The following is a 17,298-nucleotide window of genomic DNA, read 5'->3' on the forward strand; positions in this document are numbered from 1 at the left end:
TCTGCTTCTTTTGGAAGCGGATTTTTTTATTTCAGTAGGTTTAGAGTTTTATGGCGGAAATTATTTATTTTTATGGAAATATAAAGCCTTAGCAATAGCCGAACTTTAAAAACAATCGGTTTTTATAACAAAAATCTTATGAAAAAAATATTCGCCTTACTTTTCGCCATCCTTATGACCAATCAAATCTTTGCTCAGACTGAAAATTACAAAACTACCATTGATCAATTTCAGACGAAATATAATGCCGGCAAATATGATGAAATTTTCAACAGTTTCTCAATCGAAATGAAACAGGCATTACCCCTTGAGAGTACAAAAGAATTTTTAACCAGTTTAAAATCACAAGTTGGTAATATTGAAAATAAAGAATTCATCAAATACGAAAAGGAAACTTATGCAAGCTATAAAACCAAGTTTGAAAAGGCAGTTTTGTCAGTCAATATTTCACTGAATGAGAACAATCAAATCAATGGACTTTTTGTAAAACCATTCGAAGAATCTGCTACATCAGAAGCGAAAAATACTGTAAATACTTTAAGTAAATATCCAAAAGAAATTGCCCAGATTATTTATTCAAAATCGAAAGATTTCCCAAACAATACCCAATTATCTATTGCCGTCATCAAAAACGGAAAAACAAATTACTACGGAATTATAAAACAAAATGACTCTATAAAACCAATTGAAAATCAAAGTAAAGTGTTTGAGATTGGTTCGATTACTAAAGTTTTCACATCCACAGTTTTAGCTTCTTTGGTAGAAGATAAAAAAATCAACTTGGCTGATCATGTCAATAATTATTATCCTTTTACATTCAAAGACAACATCAGTTTTGAAAGCTTAGCCAATCATACTTCCGGGCTGCCTCGTTTACCCGAGAATTTAGATTTATCCAATGAGTCTAATCCTTACAAAAACTATGGCAAAAAAGAACTTGAAGATTACCTCAAAAACACTTTGACGCTTGAGAATAAATCTTCAAAATCTTACGCTTATTCAAATTTGGGAGCAGGTTTATTAGGATATACTTTAGGTTTATCTCAAAAAACAAGTTTTCAGGAGTTATTAAAGAAAAGAATTTTTGACAAATATAAAATGACGAATTCTTTTACCAATTCTCAAAATTTGGGAGAAAAATTGGTGAAAGGTTTAAATGCAGATGGAGAAACAATTCCAAATTGGGATTTTGACGTTCTGTTTGGCGGTGGCGGAATCTTATCAACAACAGAAGATTTAGCGAAATTTGCAGCAGCACAGTTTAATCCTAAAAACAAAGAACTTACATTAACAAGAACGCCTACTTTTGACATCAGCGAAAAAATGAAAATTGGTTTAGGCTGGCATATTTTAAAATCAGAAAACGGTCAAAATTTATTTTGGCATAACGGTGGAACAGCCGGATATTCATCTTCAATGACTGTGAATACTGACAACAAAACAGCAGTGATTATTTTATCCAATGTTTCGGCTTTTAATCCTAAAATGGAAAACATTGATCCGCTGTGTTTTGAATTGATACGGGAAATGAATAAAAATTAATTTTATTGAATAAATGTATTTTACCTCGCTATAGAATCACTTTTCTTATAAGCATCCACTTTTATATACTCATCATTCAGTTCCTTTTCTTTTTTATCTGAAATTAAAACTCCGAAAAGATGGTCGATCTCGTGTTGGAAAATCACAGCAGTAAAACCTTCTACAATTTCTGTAAATTTCTGAACTTTTAAATCTACATATTGTAATTGAATGACTTTGCTTCTGTAAAACTGTCCGCGGAATTCGGGAATTGACAAATCACCTTCCGAACCGAGGTTTTGGAGTTCAGATTTCCATGTAATCACAGGATTGATGAAGTATTCTAATGGCTCTCCAGCTTTATCGAAACGCTGCACCCAGATTATTTTTCTATTGATTCCTACTTGTGGTGCGGCGATTCCTACTCCACCGTCAGTCGAAAGTAAGGATTCTTTCATTCTGGCGACCAATGTTGCTGTATTTGGATCTGTTGGGTTGATTTCTTTTGATTGATCTAATAAAGTGGTGTGTTGATGAGAATCGGTTGTTTGAAAAATAGGCAAAGCGGTTTTGATATCGCCTTGATTGATTAGGGAAATCTCGGTTGAAGTCAGTTTTTGAGCGTTGATAAAACTGATGAAGAATATGAGAAGTAAAGAGATTTTTTTCATTGTTACAAAATATAAACAAATATAACCATTGCTTTTTAAACATAATGTTTGTCATTCTGACGAAGGAAGGATCTAAGCTGTATTTTTAGAGATTCTTTACTACATTTCATTTCGTTCAGAATGACAAAATTTGCGTAAAAAACAGGCTAAAGCCGTTTCTATTGAATGTTTTTTTCAGATTTCTACATTGCGTATAGTTTTTATCTCATGCAGATTTAGCAAATTCACTAGATAAAAAATATGAGTAATCTGCGATAGATAACTTTAATAGGTCTTCGTCATATCTGCAGGAATGATCAGATTAAAATCTGTCGGGATATACTCATTTTCAGGGACTTTCAAGTCAGAATTTTCAGATTCAAAGACCGAGATGACCGCCATTTTCAGGTTGGGATTTTTCTGTTTGATGTACCAGTAAATTCCTCCGAATTCTTTGCTGTGGAAATTTCCGTTGTAATGGATGAATGTTTTTCCGGCTTCAAAATTTTTCAGGATAGATTCTGCCATTGTTGCGTCTTTGATGGCCTGTGCAGAAATGAAGTTCATCACTTTGGTTCCTTCGGCATGATCACCCATCATTTTTTTCATTTCAGGATAACCAGGCGTATCTAACGTAACTTTTATAGGAAGTTGGGCAATGTATGACTTATCTTTTTGACCCAATTTATTTAAAGATTCGAGACCTTCTTTGGCAGTCTGAGAAGCATATCTTCTCGGAACGTTTGTAGCGATAAATTTTAGCTTTTTATCTTTAGCAAAATCTACCAAAGGCTGATAATCTGTCGCATAATTGTTCCACAACCGGGCTGAATCTTTCAATGTTTTTGCATCAAATTTTCCGCTGAGATAATTGTCTAATTGAGATTGATTGTCTCTTTCAAACATTTCAGCTCCCAAAATTAACTTTCCGCTTTTCTTTGCAAATAAAGCTTCCGTGATTTTCAGCTGCAGCCAGTGATTGATGGAACTGTTGTGATTTTCACCAAAGAAAACGATGTCATATTCAGCCAGTTCATTGACTAACTTATCGGTTTTAATTTCCTTTCCTTTTTGAGTGTAAAACTGGAAAGCTTTCAGATTTTGTGCATTAATTGAACAAAAACTAGTTAGTAATATGGCGATGAAAATATTTTTCATTTTATAAATTTTTACTGATTTCTTTAACCACTAATTTCACTAATGATTTTCATAAATATCACAAATAAATATTAAATCTAAATTTTAAAATTTGTGTTATTGGTGAAGAAATATTTGTGTGATTTGTGTTCAAGTTAAAATAAAAAAGACCGCTTTGAGTTTAAAACACAAAACGGCCTCAATCAAATTATCTAATTATTACTTTTCTAAATCTGCTACAAGATCTTTCCACTCCTGCAATTCTGGGATTCCCGGTTTTCTTTTCCCGAAGAACTGAACGATGAAATCACCTTCTTTGTTGAATACTTCAATCGCTGTTACTTCACCGTCTTCCGTTGGTTTTTTCACGATCCAAGCTTCAGTGATTTTGGTAACGTCTAAATGCAAGTTGAAATCAGGATCCATCACGTTGAACCACTGTTGATGCCACATTGTTTTCTTCACTTCACCAGTATGAATCTGGATGATTCCTCTGTTACCAACGAAAATCATGATCGGAAGGTTCTTTTCAGAAGCATCTTCAAGTACATTAACCACTTTTGAAGTGTCTATTTTTTTAGCATATCCTTCAGGAGCCAATCTCAAAGCCTGAGTTCTTGAAACTCCGAATTTTCTGGTCATCATGAAGAAATCGTGAGTGTCTTTCAATTCTGTCCATGCTTTTTTGAACCCTTCAGCATCAATTTCTGAATCTTCTTTTTCAGGAGCTTTTGGAGCAACTGCTTCGAATTCAAAAGTTTCAGTTTGGTTTTCAGCTGTAAACTGAGTAGCTAGCGCATCAAAAGCTTCAACATTGCTGTCTTTCGTTAAATATATTTTATGAAGTGCCAGACCGTCTTTCCCGAAGAACTGAAGGCTTTTTCTGTCACCTTCCACTACTGCAAAAGCAAATTTCCAGTGATTCTGGAAGATTCTCAAGTCGATATCTTCGCCTACAAAAAGCTGTGCGTGAGGACTGCTGAAATCACCGTTTAAGTAAGTTCCTTTTCTCTCGTGTACGCATTCGTCGTTTCTTGTTAAGGCCATTACTTTTCCTAATTTTTCAACTTCAGTTAAGATGTTGGCAAATTCAGGTTTTAGGACGGTAACTCCTTCTCCTACGTTAGTCAATAATAATTCTGCTTCGCTTACACCCAATTGTTCTGCGGCATTTCTTATTCTCAAATGTGGGTTTTCTGCTTTTAGAGCTTCCCATTTTTCTTTCAGTTCGTTAACTAATGTGCTCATTATTTTATTTTTTTATGGTTAAAACTGTATATAATCTTGTGATGGTTTCTTCGCCTGTTTTACTTTGAATCTGCTCTTCTTTTTCTGAGATTTTCATTCTTTTGAAATGACTTTTGGAAATCAATTCTTGCATTTCATCATTGCTGTACAGCGTAAAATCGTATGCTGTGAAAGGTAATGTTTCCATGAAATTTCTCTGCCCGAAAGTGAGAACGAAAGTTCCTTTATCTTTCAAAACTCTGTAAATTTCATTTAAATATTCAACAGGATTTTTCCAGAAATAAACGGTATTCACTGTAAATATCTTATCAAAAACCTCATCTTGGAACGGAAGTTTTTCACCTTCATACAACACAAATTCAGCCTGATTTTTAAATTCAGAATTTAAATTTTTAGCTTCATTGTGCATGGTTTCGGAGATGTCGATTCCTGTGTATTTTAAATCTTTAGCAATTTTTAAAAAGCTTTTCACATGACCTGCATTTCCATGACCTATTTCAAGAATATGCTCCTTGTCTTCAATCAATAAAGAATGAATACTTTCCAGCGTCATTCCGATGTTGGTGGCATTCATCATTTCGCCGATTTCTATGCCTTTTTTACCTTGCGGATTGGCAAGATTCTGGGCTAATATTTTTAAATCTTTTTCTTCCATTTATCCAAAAATAATCATTGGGTTTGCGTTGACAGGGTGCGGACAAATCGTGCATGGGAAATTGTATGCCTGCGTAATATTCTCTGCTGTAAAAACTTCTTCCGGCGTTCCGTAAGCAGACACTTTTCCTGATTTCATCAATAAAATTTTATCTGCAAACTGTGCTGCCAAATTCAAATCATGCAACACGACAATTGCAGCATTATCTTTTTGCGTAAATGTTTTGATGATCTCCAAAGCTTTGTACTGATGCTTGACATCGAGATTATTCAGAGGTTCATCCAGAAAAATCAATTTCTTTTCAATCTCATTTTCCACCTGCGCCATTACTCTTGAAAGGTGTACACGCTGTTTTTCTCCACCTGATAATGTGTTGTAATCTCTTTCTTTCAAGTGATAAACATCGGTTTCGTACATGTGCTTATTCATTGCTTCGAAATCTTCTTTTCTCGGCTGTGAATCGAAGTATGGGTATCGACCCATCATCACCACATCTTTTACCTGCAAAGGAATTTCGTTGGAGTTGTGCTGAGAAAACTTTGCTTTGTGCATGGATAATTCCCGAACTTCCCACTCAGAAATTTCTTTGTTTTTAAATAGTATTTTCTGCTTACCATGCTTCACTTCGTTCGCCAAAACACTCAGCAAACTCGATTTTCCGGCTCCGTTGGGACCAACAATTGCCAGGAAATCTCCGTAATCTAAAGTGACATCTACATCATTCAGAATGAAAAATTCTTTATGCTTGTAATCAATCTGACGTGCTTTTAACATTAGAGTGATTTTTTAAATTTAATTAAAATAGCGATGAAAATTGGTCCGCCAATTAATGATGTTAAAATACCAATCGGTAATTCTGACGGTGCTACAATGCTTCTGCTGATGGTGTCTGCAATTAAAAGTAAAATGCTTCCCAAAACTGCTGACAGAGGCAAAATGAATGTATAATTTGATTTAAATAACAATCTCAAAATATACGGTACAATAAGCCCTACAAAACCAATCGTACCGGAAAATGCAACGCAGGTTCCGACCATTAATGAAGTGATAATCACAATCTGTTTCTTTAATCTTTCTACATTAATTCCTAAATGCTGTGCATCTCTTTCGCCCAACATCATGGCGTTTAATGCTTTTCCTTTTGGAAGTAAAACTGCATAGGAAATTGCAATAACCACTGCAAGAACGATGTTTTTCGTCCAGGTTGCGGCGGCAAGACTTCCCATATTCCAGAAGGTAAGATCTCTCAACTGCTCGTCTTTAGATATATAAATCAGAAAACCTGTAATTGAAAAACCGATAGAGGTAATAGCTACACCGCTTAACAACATCATCACAACATTTGTTTTTCCGGCGCTCGTTGAGATTCTGTACACCAGCATCATTGCTAGTAAAGCTCCGATAAAAGCCGAGATACCCGTCAGTGAAAACTGAACCATCTCAGGAAGATATTCTTTGAAATGTCCTCCTAAAACAATTGCAATTGCTGCAAGTAAAGTCGCTCCTGAAGTTAAACCTATTGCTTCACCAGTTGCCAAAGGATTTTTGAACAAACCCTGCAAACTCGTTCCCGAAACAGCAAGCATACTTCCGATGAGAATCGCCATGATAATCCGGGCTGCACGAACATCCCAAATGACATATTTATCGCTTAATGCTAAATTTGGATCACCTGAAATATATTGGCTTAAAACAGTAAACGGTGAAACCCCATTAAAATCATAGACCCCAATATAAAGTGCCCCAATTGCCAGAATAACCAGCAAAAGGACACTTATGAGTATATAAAAATATAATTTATTTTGTGCTTTCAACTAAAAGTTTATTTAATGCAACTGCAGCCTCACCTAATCTTGGACCGAAACCGGAAACCAATCCTCCGTCCATAGCAATAATCTTTTTGTTTTTACCAGCGTTTGTCTGAGAAACACCCGGCATTTTTAATGCACCTTCGTTACCACCAGAACCTTCAAGACCTGTAGAGAAGAAGAACAATACATCAGGATTTGCTTTTACCACCGCTTCCGGAGTTAAAGGTTTGAAATCTTCAAAATCATTGATTGCGTTTTCACCACCTGCAAGACCAATTAATGCAGCCATTGGTGTATTTTTCCCTGAAACCATCATCATATTTCCTCTTGCGTAGATGAACAATACTTTTGGCTTTTTAGCGATAGGCTGTACCTGCTTTAGATCTGCATCAATTTTATCAGTCAGTTTCTGATAATCTTTATTTCCGATCGCTTTTGCAACGTCGGCGATTAATTTTTTAGTTCCGTCAACGGTAAATTCCTGCTTGAATAATTCAGTTTTGATTCCTGAAGCTTTGATTTTCCCTAACAGATCAGGATTGATGTCTTTATCAGAAGCTAAAATTAAAGTAGGACTTACGGCCATGATCGGCTCAATCGTCATTGATCTTACGTGACCTAAGTTTTTAGCTGTAGCTTTTAAAGATTCCGGATAGGTACTGGTAACGTCTGTTGCAACAATTTCGTTTTCGTGACCAAGAGCTGCTACAATTTCTGTAATACCACCGCTGATAGAAACTATTTTATTATTTGATTTTGGAGTTTCAGAAGAAACTTCAGTTTTATTTTCTGTAGGTTTTTGCGCCTCTTTTTTGCAAGAGTACACTGCCATAAGTACAGATGCTGCAAGGATGAATTTTTTCATTTTTATTTATTATTTGATTTATTATAAAGGCTTGTATTCGAATTGAGGTCTTCCCCTCTCTCCTGCCGTGTTTGTCAATCTTGTAAATCTTAATTTAAAATAGAAGCCCTCAGCATCTTTTACAATGTAAAAACGGTCACCATACACTTCAAGTCCATTGGCTCCTACAGGGTTTCTCCAGTTAGCTCCAATGATTCTCTGATCATTTCGAATAAATTTAGATTGGTCAATATCTGAAGTTTTAAAGTTTGTAAAAGCTTCAACTCCCGAAGATGTGGAAGGAACAATAATTTCGTAAACTGCTGCTCCACCAACGTTATTAGTCGTTACAAAATCAGCGTAAATATAACTTCCTGCTCCTATAATTGTATTTGTGAAAACGGTGAAACAGATGTCCCATTTCTTTTTTTCGGGTTGAATGGTGACTTCACTATTCTTTTTTAGACTTACGAAATTAAAATTGTATGAACTGTTTTTAGTTACTGTTAATTCTTTATGTTGAGTATCATTCAGGTTGGCATATTTTACTTTATATCCATTTCCCGCTCTTACTATTTGTACTTTCATCCAGCCTCTGTCGTCTCCACCCGTTGCTACAGAACCTGTTGGTACGGTTCCTGTGTAAATTTCTTTACCCATATTCACCAGATAGACTGCGTTTTCAGATTCGCTGGCTTTAATCTCTTCTATTGCTGTGCTTCCTGTAGGAAAATCACCTTTCACATCATCAATGAAAGCAACATTTGAAGGATTAAAATTAGCAACCTGCACCTGTGTTTGCAATACAGAAACACTTGCTTCTGTCACTAAATCAATATTGGTAGCATTGGGAATTTTACCTGCTGCCATCATAATTGATGAATTCAACACTACTTTAAATTCGTTTCCTGAATATAATGCAAGATCCCAATCTGTTCTTTTGGTAAGAATTTCAGTATCTGTTCCGAAATCAAACCAAACCTGGTTAGGTTGCGTGGCACCTCCAACATTAGGGTCTACTCTAGCTCCGTCTGAGGGTGCCACCACTACAGGATCTTCGTTATCATTAATACACGACTGAGAAATGAATGAAGCGCCTACTAATAAGCAAAATAGTATTTTTTTCATTTTAATGTATTTAAAAATTATAATTTAATCTGGCGAAGTAACTTCTACCATAGAACAGATTCTGCTGATCTCTAGGTCCATTATGAGAATTTCCAGCCTGTACGGTATTTCTGACGCTTGTAACATCAAAAATGTTTTTTATTCCTAAGCTCAGTTCCAAATGGTTCTTGAAAAACGGTTGACTTAATGTAAAGTTCAGCATATTAAAATCACCTATTTCACCTAATACATATTGTCCAGGATCTTTTGCATCCTGAGCATTTGTTCTTAAAGTATATTTTCTCTGCTCGCCAGTATATTTGTAGTAAAGAGCAAACAATGTTTTGGTATTTTGTAATGTATAATTAGCTGCAAAATTTGCTTCAGCATAATAATTAAAATCATTAGGAGAAGAAATATTACCTGAATTCAGAGATTGAGAGATTCCCATTACCGAAACTCCTGCGTTAAGCGACAAATCGCCTTTTCTTACATTAATGCCACCTCCGAATAATACAGATCTATAATTATCAACATTCAGATAAGTGATCTGTAATGGGCTGTTGTTGACCACCACATCTTCGATTCTGTTTTGTACATCAAGATACATCCCCGATGCACTGAAATTAAACTTCCAATCGTTTGATAAAGTAGTTGTATAATCCCAAAACACACTTGCAGAATACCCTTTTTCAGGCTTTAACGCTTCGTTTCCTCTGATATCATGATTATTGTCAACTACATAAGTATACAATTCATCATACGTAGGAAATCTGTTTGCTGTTCCGAAAACGGTACGGATATCCGAATTTTCTGACGTTCTGAATCTGAAAGTCGTTGAATAATTATATTGAGAATCAAATTTATCACTCAATGCCAATCTTACACCGGGACGGAATGAAAACCAATCAACCACATTCCATTCTGCTGATAGGAAATTTGCATAATTGAAAATCGATCTTTCGATGCTTCTTCCGTTATTATTGCTTTCAAAAGTGCTTGCGTCAGCAAATCCTTTTGTTCTGTCTAGTTCGTAACCAAGCTGGAAATTGATTTTTTCGCTGTTTAAGAAATTACTGAACATTCCTCTTGAATACAAGACATCAGATTTGAAGAAAGTTTTTTCAGAATCTCTTGACAATTCCGTTCTGTTTGGAACATCATAAAGGTAATCCTGAGATTTTCTTTCCTGAGTTTGATAAGAAAAATCACCATTGTAATTTATTCTTCCCAATTTGGTCTGAATATTAAACTGGTGAATCCATCTCTCAGTATTGTAGTCTATATCATTCGAACTGTAGGTTCTGTTTCCGCCACCAAGATAATCTTCAACCACTAAAGGATTGTAGTAGTTTATTTTTTCTGTAAGGTAATTTAATTTATAAAAAAAGCTTGTGTGACCTTTTCCGTATCTGATGGTTCCGTTGGTTGTCAGCATGTCTTTTGGCTGCCATTCGTACCCACGGTTTCCGTCATTGCTTTCGCTAAAATATTTGTACCCGTTATAATTACCTTTATAGCCCTGAAAATCATTATGATTGATATCTGCAGTAACAGACCAGTTATCATTAATTTTATATCCAAGGTTCAAAGACTGAATGTGGCGGCCATTTCCTTTTTTGAACCAGTCGTAATCTTTACCAACTGTTTCTTCCTGTACAGAGGCAATGGCTGTAAATTTCTTTCCGTAATTTTTCTTGGTAATGATATTGATCACTCCTGCAACCGCATTATTACCATATTCTACACCCATAGATCCCTTTACGACCTCAATTCTTTCAATATTATTAACATTAATTTTGGTAAGATCTACCAAATTCCCCATTCCCTCGTCACTTACCACGGGAATATTATCTATTAGGATTTTAGTGTACTCCCCACTTAATCCCATAATATTTGCACTTGAATTTCCCGAACCTCTGCTTGGCTCTATTAAGATATTTAGATTTTGATTAAGAACTTCTGCAACGTTTGTTACTGCCATATTTTTAATCTGCTGCGCATCTATGACCTCAACTTTATAAATAGATTTATTGATAGACTGCTGCATGTATTGTCCGGTGATGACAACTTCTTCTATTTTTTTCTGATTGAGAGAATCTTTTTCCTGTGCATTAATGATAACGAAACCAGATAATAACACAATAGAAAACACTTTCTTCTTCATAGATTCAAATTTTTGACAAATATAATATTTTATTTAGAATAGATAAAAATAAACAATAATTAAAAAAGATGATTTATCCCAAGTGATGTATGATAGCATTAATTCGAAAATGATAACTGATTTTAAATTAATTCTTTTAAACGATTATAAATAATTTTTAAGAGACTGAAAAAACAAACAAAAGTCATTGTTTTATTTAGAACAATTAAAAACAAATGTTTATTTTTGCATCATAAATTAAAATAATAGAAAAAATGAAATTAAAATTACTTTTTGCAGGATTGGTTTTTTCAGCTATTACAGCAAATGCTCAAGTTGCAACTCTTAACGAAACTTTTGAATCCTTTACAACAGGAATACCAGCTGCTTGGCCGCAAAGTGGTTGGTCTAAAATTGTAAGTACAACAACACCAAGAGTATACGCAGATGGCACCGCTGATAAATATGCACAGATGTATGCATTTTTCTTCCCAGGAGTTCCAGCGTATTTAGTTACACCTCAAATTGTGACACCAGATGGTACAAAATCAATTAAATTCAATTACGCACTTACAACAGGATCAGCTGGAGCAGGAACTTTACAAGTTGGTTTAGTGTCTGACAATACAACAGCAGGAGCACCTTCATTTACTGCAATCAGTCCGGTTTATAATGTCACTTCTATTACTGAACAAACTGTGACTGTTACGGTTCCTGCATCAACTGCACAATATATTGCTTTCAAATTTGTCGGTGGTGTTGAACATGCAGCTGTTTTGGTAGATGACATCATTTATGATACAACTTCTGTTTTGGGTACTTCAGATGCTGTAAAATCTGCAGATCAAATAAGTTTTGCTGCTAACACACAAAACACAGCACTTCAGTTCGTAGGTAAAGTACAGCCTAAAACTGTAGAAATTTACTCTGCAGCAGGACAGCAGGTTGCTGCCGGTAAAGTAAACAATGGTCAATTTGATATCACTTCTTTTCAATCAGGAGTTTATTATATCCTTATTGAGACTACAGAAGGTAAAGCTATAAAATCTAAATTTATCAAAAAATAAGCTTATAAATTTAAGGATAAAAAAGGTTGATAAAATAAATTATCAACCTTTCTTCATTATAAAACTTTATAATACAGCAGATTATGAATAATAAATTAATTTAAATAATAACGAAACACGATAAATATCATGTTTTTATTTAGAATAATTAAAAACAATTATTTAGTTTTGTAGAATAATTCTAAATAAGAGATTAAGTTATGAAGACAAAATTATTTTTTGCATCATTATTAGCATTAACAGTACAGCAAACTGTCTTGGCTCAAACAGATGCAAACGGTTATACAACAGCAAATGTAACAATGGGTAGCGGATATGCCAATAGAGTATTCTTTGATCTTTCTGCAAACAATTCAGTTTCTCAAGTAGGTGACAATTGGGATATTGCTTTCTACAGAAATAACGCAATGGACAAAGGAGTAAAAATAAATGATGCTAAAAACGTTACTGTTTACGAAGCTTCAGGTGTTGCTGCTGACTTTGATTCGGTGAATCCTTCTCAAATTGGAACTTGGGGAACGCCTTTATACAATCCAGATCTGACAAATCGTTTACAGGACGGAGCATTTGATACAGCTACTAAAGCTCCGGCAGGACCCTTAAATTATGGTTGGGGAACCTACAACATTGGCACACACACGGTAAATGGAAATGTGACTTTTGTATTGGACTATGGTAATAATAATTACATTAAATTTTTCATCACATCTTTCGCTAATGGCTATACTTTCAAATATGCTGTTTGGAACGGAAGCTCATGGAGTGCGACCCAGACTAAAGCTCTTCCTAATGGAACTGATGATGCTTACTTTAATTATTTCTCTTTTACTACTGGCGAAAAGGTTTTAAATATGGAGCCACCAAAAGCAAATTGGGACTTGATGTTTACGAGATACTACACATTCTACATGAATACGATGATGTATAAAATGGCAGGTGTACTGCAGAGCCCAAGCGTAACTGTAGCAAAAGTACAACCCGAAACACAGGAAACTGCGACTTCAACATTACCTGCATCTACCTCATTTTCAAATAATATTGCAACCATTGGCCACTCTTGGAAACCTACAACAGGATTTTACACAGATGTTGTTTACTATATAAAACAAGGATCAGAATATTACAGAATGTATTTCATTTCTAATGGTGGTACAGGAACAGGTAATATGTATTTTAAATACAAAAATATTACCTCAGTTCTTGGTGTAACAGAAGTCGGTAAAAAAGCATCTTTCGGAATTTATCCCAATCCTACAACTTCAGATAAAAGAGTTACCGTTTTGTATGATGTGAAAGAAAAAGCTGGTAATAAAGGCAACGTAGAAGTTTATGACCTTACAGGAAAGAGAGTTCATCAGTCTGAATTGACAAATCATGCAGGTTTCTACAAACAAGAACTGAACTTATCTCATCTTCCAGCTGGAAATTACATCGTGAAAATCACTTTTGGCGGACAAACAGAAACCAAAAAATTAATCATAAAATAAATGAGATTTAAAAACTGACAATTGGTTTTTTAAAATTCATTTTTAAAAATAATACTTTCTATTTTTTCTATAAAAGGCAGTTTCATTATTTACGAAACTGCCTTTACATTTTTATATTATAAGCCAAATTAATATATTTTAAAACCTTTATAAACCTGTGCTGTTTCGGTTAAAATTTTTGAAGTATTTTTTCTGAATTCAAAAAGATGATCTGTTCCGTTGTGACGGTTGTGATGTTCTGCACTTTCCCATAATTCGATTAGGAAAAAAGTTCCTTTTTGTTCGTTATCTTCAATCAATTCGTACTGCAGACATCCTTCTTCTTTTCTTGTTTCTCTCACCAGTTTCTGAAAAAGCTCAACGGCTTCCATCAGATTATTTTCATTAAACTTGAAAAGTGCAACTATATGTAAATTCATGTGTTAATTTTAGGCTGTAAATGTAAAATAATTTTAAAATTGATTTCATCATTCATGTCCTAAATTTATCACAAAATTTAATGTTTAAAAGATAGATTTGTAAATAGTAACTGAACTCATGATAATCACCAAACTTCCGATGATGATAAACATTTTGTTCACGGGAAGTTTTGCGGTGAGCATTGCCGAAAAGGGTGCAGTGATGATTCCTCCAAACAAGAGACCGAGAATAATATTCCAGTGCTGAATTCCTAATGTAAAGAAAAAAGTGATTGCTGCAGTGATCGTTAAAATAAATTTCGCAACCGTTGAACTTCCTACAGCAAATCTCGGAGTAAAAGAATTTTTAATTAAAGTTCCGGTTACTAAAGGTCCCCAGCCACCGCCGGCAAAAGAATCTATAAACCCTCCAATAACGCCGAGCCTTGTAAGATTAGTCTTTCTTTTCAAAGCTTTATTCTGTTTGGGTCTAAAAGCATTCGATAAAATCTGAAAACCCAGATACAAAGTATAAAAGGCGATAACCGTTTTTGTAATTTTAGAATAATATTCACCTACATAAGTGAGACATAATGCACCGATAATTGCACCGATCACCGCAGGAATTGCGAGTTTTTTCACCAAACTTTTGCTCACATTTTTAAGTCTAATATGACTAATACTTCCTGCTGCGGTCGTAAAACTTTCTGCAGAATGTATACTTGCACTCACAATATGTGGCGGAATATTCAGAAAAAGAAGTGTGGTCGTACAGATTACACCATACCCCATTCCCATTGATCCTGCGACGATTTCTGCTAAAACCCCTACCAAAAGCATCCAGTAAAAAATGTAATTATCTTTGGCTAAAATCATCTGAAGTTCATCCAGATAACCCAAATTATAAAGAATTCCTGATACAATTAGGAGAACTGCAGCAGTAGCAAAAAGTACATTCAGCCTGATCTGAATTTTTCGTGAGATTACCATTCTACAAAATCATGACCGCTCCAACGGTAGAATTACTTGTTTCGTCAATCAAAATTGCATTTCCTGTTGATTTGCTGTCTTCAAAACTGTCAAAAACTAGAGGTGAAGAAGTTTTCAAGCGCAATTTAACCACCTCATTCAGTTTAATGCTTCCTATTATTTCTGTCTTTTCTAAAGTGTTGACATCAATTTTATATTCAATTTCTTTAATAATCGCTTTCAATGTTTTGCTTTTATGCTGAATAAAATATTTATTTCCTTCATTCAATTCTTTTTTATCGAGCCAGCAAACGATCGCTTCCAATTCATTTTCAACTTTGGGCTGACGATCAGTTTTCACTATAAAATCACCACGGCTGATGTCGATATCATCCTCAATATGCAAAACTGCAGGCTGATTGGTAAATACAAAATCGACCTCTTTTCCGCCGGTTTCAATTTTTGATATTCTGGTCTGAATATTTTGTGGAAGAACAGTTATTTCATCCCCTTTTGTGTAAACTCCCGAAATTACCTCTCCGGCATACCCTCGGTAGTCATGCAGATCATCAGTCTGCGGACGAATGACATACTGTACCTGAAATCTCGGATTCTCTGAATCTTTATTTTCATTAATTTCCACATTTTCAAGAAAATCTAAAAGTGCAGCACCTTGATACCATTGCATTCTTTGTGATTTTTCAACAATATTATCTCCATAAAAAGCTGAAATCGGGAAATATTCGACATTCTCCAAACCTAATTTTTTAGCTACCGAGTCATATTGTGTTTTGATATTATTATAAATATCTTCAGAATAATCAACCAAATCCATTTTATTGATGGCAACTACAACATTTTTCATTTTTAATAATGAAGCAATGATTGAATGTCGTCTGGTCTGCTCGATAACACCTTGCCTTGCATCAATCAAAATTATGATCAATTGTGAATTTGATGCTCCGGTAATCATATTTCTGGTATACTGAATATGTCCTGGTGCATCTGCTATAATGAATTTCCTTTTCGGTGTCGAAAAATAACGGTAGGCCACATCAATGGTAATCCCCTGTTCTCTTTCAGCTCTCAGGCCGTCGGTGAGAATAGCCAGATCAATTCCGTTCTCATTCTTGTTTTTTGATTGTTTTTCTAAAGCTTCAAGCTGATCAATTAGTATATTTTTACTGTCATAAAGAAGTCTTCCGATCAGCGTGCTTTTTCCGTCGTCTACACTTCCTGCAGTGATAAATCTTAATATGTCCACGTGTAATTTAGTTATAAGTGATAAATGATGAATTTTTTAAAAGCTTGTTGCTTACTGCCTTTAGCTTATTGCTTAAAAATATCCTCCTTTCTTTCGGTCTTCCATGGCGGCTTCCGTTACCTTATCATCGATTCGGGTTTCACCACGTTCAGAAATTTTAGAAGCAGTAATTTCTCTCACCACATCATCCAAAGTTTCGGCAGAACTTTCTACTGCAGCGGTACAGGTCATATCGCCAACCGTTCTGTAACGCACTTTTTTATTAACAATCGTATCATTTTCATCAATCTGAATAAAATCTGAAACAGCTATTAACTGCCCGTCAAACTCAATGACATCCCGTTGATGAGCAAAATAAATCGGCGGAAGCTGAATGTTTTCTTTTTTAATATAATTCCAGACATCAAGCTCCGTCCAATTGGATATAGGGAAAACTCTTACATTTTCACCTTTATTGATTCTTCCGTTATAGATATTCCACAATTCGGGACGCTGAAGTTTAGGATCCCATTGTCCGAATTCATCCCGAACAGAGAAAAAGCGTTCTTTCGCTCTCGCCTTTTCCTCATCCCTTCTTGCTCCGCCAATACATGCATCAAAATGAAACTCTTCTATGGTATCTAATAAAGTATGGGTCTGTAACCAATTCCTTGAAGCAAACTTTCCTTTTGGTTCTGTTAAATTTTTAGCTTTAATGGTATCTTCCACTTTTCTTACAATCAATTCTGCATCAATATTTTCTGCTAAATAATCTCTGAACTGCAGAGCTTCCGGAAAATTGTGTCCGGTATCAATATGAACCAACGGAAAAGGAATTTTCATAGGAGCAAAAGCCTTTTTTGCCAGATGAACTAAAGTAATAGAATCTTTTCCGCCACTGAAAAGTAACGCTGGTTTTTCAAACTGGGCTGCAATTTCACGCATGATGTAAATGCTTTCTGCTTCCAGCTGTTCGAGATAATCTAATGTATATGCACTCATTCTTAATTGAGAT

General features: G+C 34.9%; 16 protein-coding genes. 3 read left to right on the plus strand and 13 right to left on the minus strand.

Annotated elements, in window-relative coordinates:
* Positions 1-138: 138 nt before the first annotated feature.
* Positions 139-1,542, plus strand: a complete 1,404-nt coding sequence (locus MQX03_RS05925) for a beta-lactamase family protein (protein ID WP_242802070.1) — start codon at positions 139-141, stop codon at positions 1,540-1,542.
* A 20-nt stretch (positions 1,543-1,562) separates the two neighbouring features.
* Here the strand turns inward: MQX03_RS05925 and def are convergent, their stop codons facing one another.
* The 9 genes from def to MQX03_RS05970 all read right to left on the minus strand — a co-directional run bounded on the left by def (position 1,563) and on the right by MQX03_RS05970 (position 11,140).
* Entirely contained in the window at positions 1,563-2,192 is a 630-nt protein-coding gene (gene def / locus MQX03_RS05930; protein WP_242802071.1) for a peptide deformylase, read from the minus strand.
* Positions 2,193-2,456: 264 nt separating this feature from the next.
* Positions 2,457-3,329: a ChaN family lipoprotein gene (locus tag MQX03_RS05935; protein ID WP_242802072.1), complete on the minus strand. Its 873-nt coding sequence runs from the start codon at positions 3,327-3,329 to the stop codon at positions 2,457-2,459.
* Positions 3,330-3,527: 198 nt separating this feature from the next.
* Positions 3,528-4,556: a hemin-degrading factor gene (locus MQX03_RS05940; RefSeq protein WP_242802073.1), complete on the minus strand. Its 1,029-nt coding sequence runs from the start codon at positions 4,554-4,556 to the stop codon at positions 3,528-3,530.
* Between the two features lie 4 nt (positions 4,557-4,560).
* The gene (locus MQX03_RS05945; RefSeq protein WP_242802074.1) at positions 4,561-5,211 is read right to left on the minus strand and encodes a class I SAM-dependent methyltransferase; all 651 of its coding nucleotides are present in this window, start codon (positions 5,209-5,211) and stop codon (positions 4,561-4,563) included.
* Positions 5,212-5,985, minus strand: a complete 774-nt coding sequence (locus tag MQX03_RS05950) for a heme ABC transporter ATP-binding protein (RefSeq protein WP_242802075.1) — start codon at positions 5,983-5,985, stop codon at positions 5,212-5,214.
* Positions 5,985-7,025 (minus strand): FecCD family ABC transporter permease, encoded by a 1,041-nt coding sequence (locus MQX03_RS05955; RefSeq protein WP_242802076.1) that lies wholly within the window; start codon positions 7,023-7,025, stop codon positions 5,985-5,987. The genes MQX03_RS05950 and MQX03_RS05955 overlap by 1 nt, the downstream gene beginning before the upstream one ends.
* Positions 7,009-7,887, minus strand: a complete 879-nt coding sequence (locus tag MQX03_RS05960) for a heme/hemin ABC transporter substrate-binding protein (protein ID WP_242802077.1) — start codon at positions 7,885-7,887, stop codon at positions 7,009-7,011. The genes MQX03_RS05955 and MQX03_RS05960 overlap by 17 nt, the downstream gene beginning before the upstream one ends.
* A gap of 21 nt (positions 7,888-7,908) precedes the next feature.
* Positions 7,909-8,994 (minus strand): HmuY family protein, encoded by a 1,086-nt coding sequence (locus MQX03_RS05965; RefSeq protein ID WP_242802078.1) that lies wholly within the window; start codon positions 8,992-8,994, stop codon positions 7,909-7,911.
* A 10-nt stretch (positions 8,995-9,004) separates the two neighbouring features.
* On the minus strand, positions 9,005-11,140 hold the full coding sequence (locus tag MQX03_RS05970; protein ID WP_242802079.1) for a TonB-dependent receptor plug domain-containing protein: 2,136 nt from the start codon (positions 11,138-11,140) through the stop codon (positions 9,005-9,007).
* Between the two features lie 254 nt (positions 11,141-11,394).
* Here MQX03_RS05970 and MQX03_RS05975 point away from each other — a divergent pair, with 254 nt between their 5' ends.
* A complete protein-coding gene (locus tag MQX03_RS05975; RefSeq protein WP_242802080.1) occupies positions 11,395-12,186 on the plus strand; it encodes a T9SS-dependent choice-of-anchor J family protein in 792 nt (263 codons plus the stop codon).
* A 200-nt stretch (positions 12,187-12,386) separates the two neighbouring features.
* On the plus strand, positions 12,387-13,673 hold the full coding sequence (locus MQX03_RS05980; protein ID WP_242802081.1) for a T9SS type A sorting domain-containing protein: 1,287 nt from the start codon (positions 12,387-12,389) through the stop codon (positions 13,671-13,673).
* Positions 13,674-13,801: 128 nt separating this feature from the next.
* Here the strand turns inward: MQX03_RS05980 and MQX03_RS05985 are convergent, their stop codons facing one another.
* The 4 genes from MQX03_RS05985 to cysD form a co-directional block, all read right to left on the minus strand.
* Positions 13,802-14,092, minus strand: a complete 291-nt coding sequence (locus MQX03_RS05985; RefSeq protein ID WP_242802082.1) for a putative quinol monooxygenase — start codon at positions 14,090-14,092, stop codon at positions 13,802-13,804.
* An 84-nt stretch (positions 14,093-14,176) separates the two neighbouring features.
* Positions 14,177-15,061 (minus strand): sulfite exporter TauE/SafE family protein, encoded by an 885-nt coding sequence (locus MQX03_RS05990; protein WP_242802083.1) that lies wholly within the window; start codon positions 15,059-15,061, stop codon positions 14,177-14,179.
* A gap of 1 nt (position 15,062) precedes the next feature.
* Complete coding sequence (locus MQX03_RS05995) at positions 15,063-16,304, minus strand: sulfate adenylyltransferase subunit 1 (RefSeq protein ID WP_242802084.1); 1,242 nt, start codon at positions 16,302-16,304, stop codon at positions 15,063-15,065.
* 72 nt (positions 16,305-16,376) lie between these two features.
* Positions 16,377-17,285 (minus strand): sulfate adenylyltransferase subunit CysD, encoded by a 909-nt coding sequence (gene cysD, locus MQX03_RS06000; RefSeq protein ID WP_242802085.1) that lies wholly within the window; start codon positions 17,283-17,285, stop codon positions 16,377-16,379.
* Between the last annotated feature and the right edge of the window lie 13 nt (positions 17,286-17,298).

Source organism: Chryseobacterium aahli (assembly GCF_022699665.1).
Taxonomy (GTDB): domain Bacteria; phylum Bacteroidota; class Bacteroidia; order Flavobacteriales; family Weeksellaceae; genus Chryseobacterium; species Chryseobacterium aahli.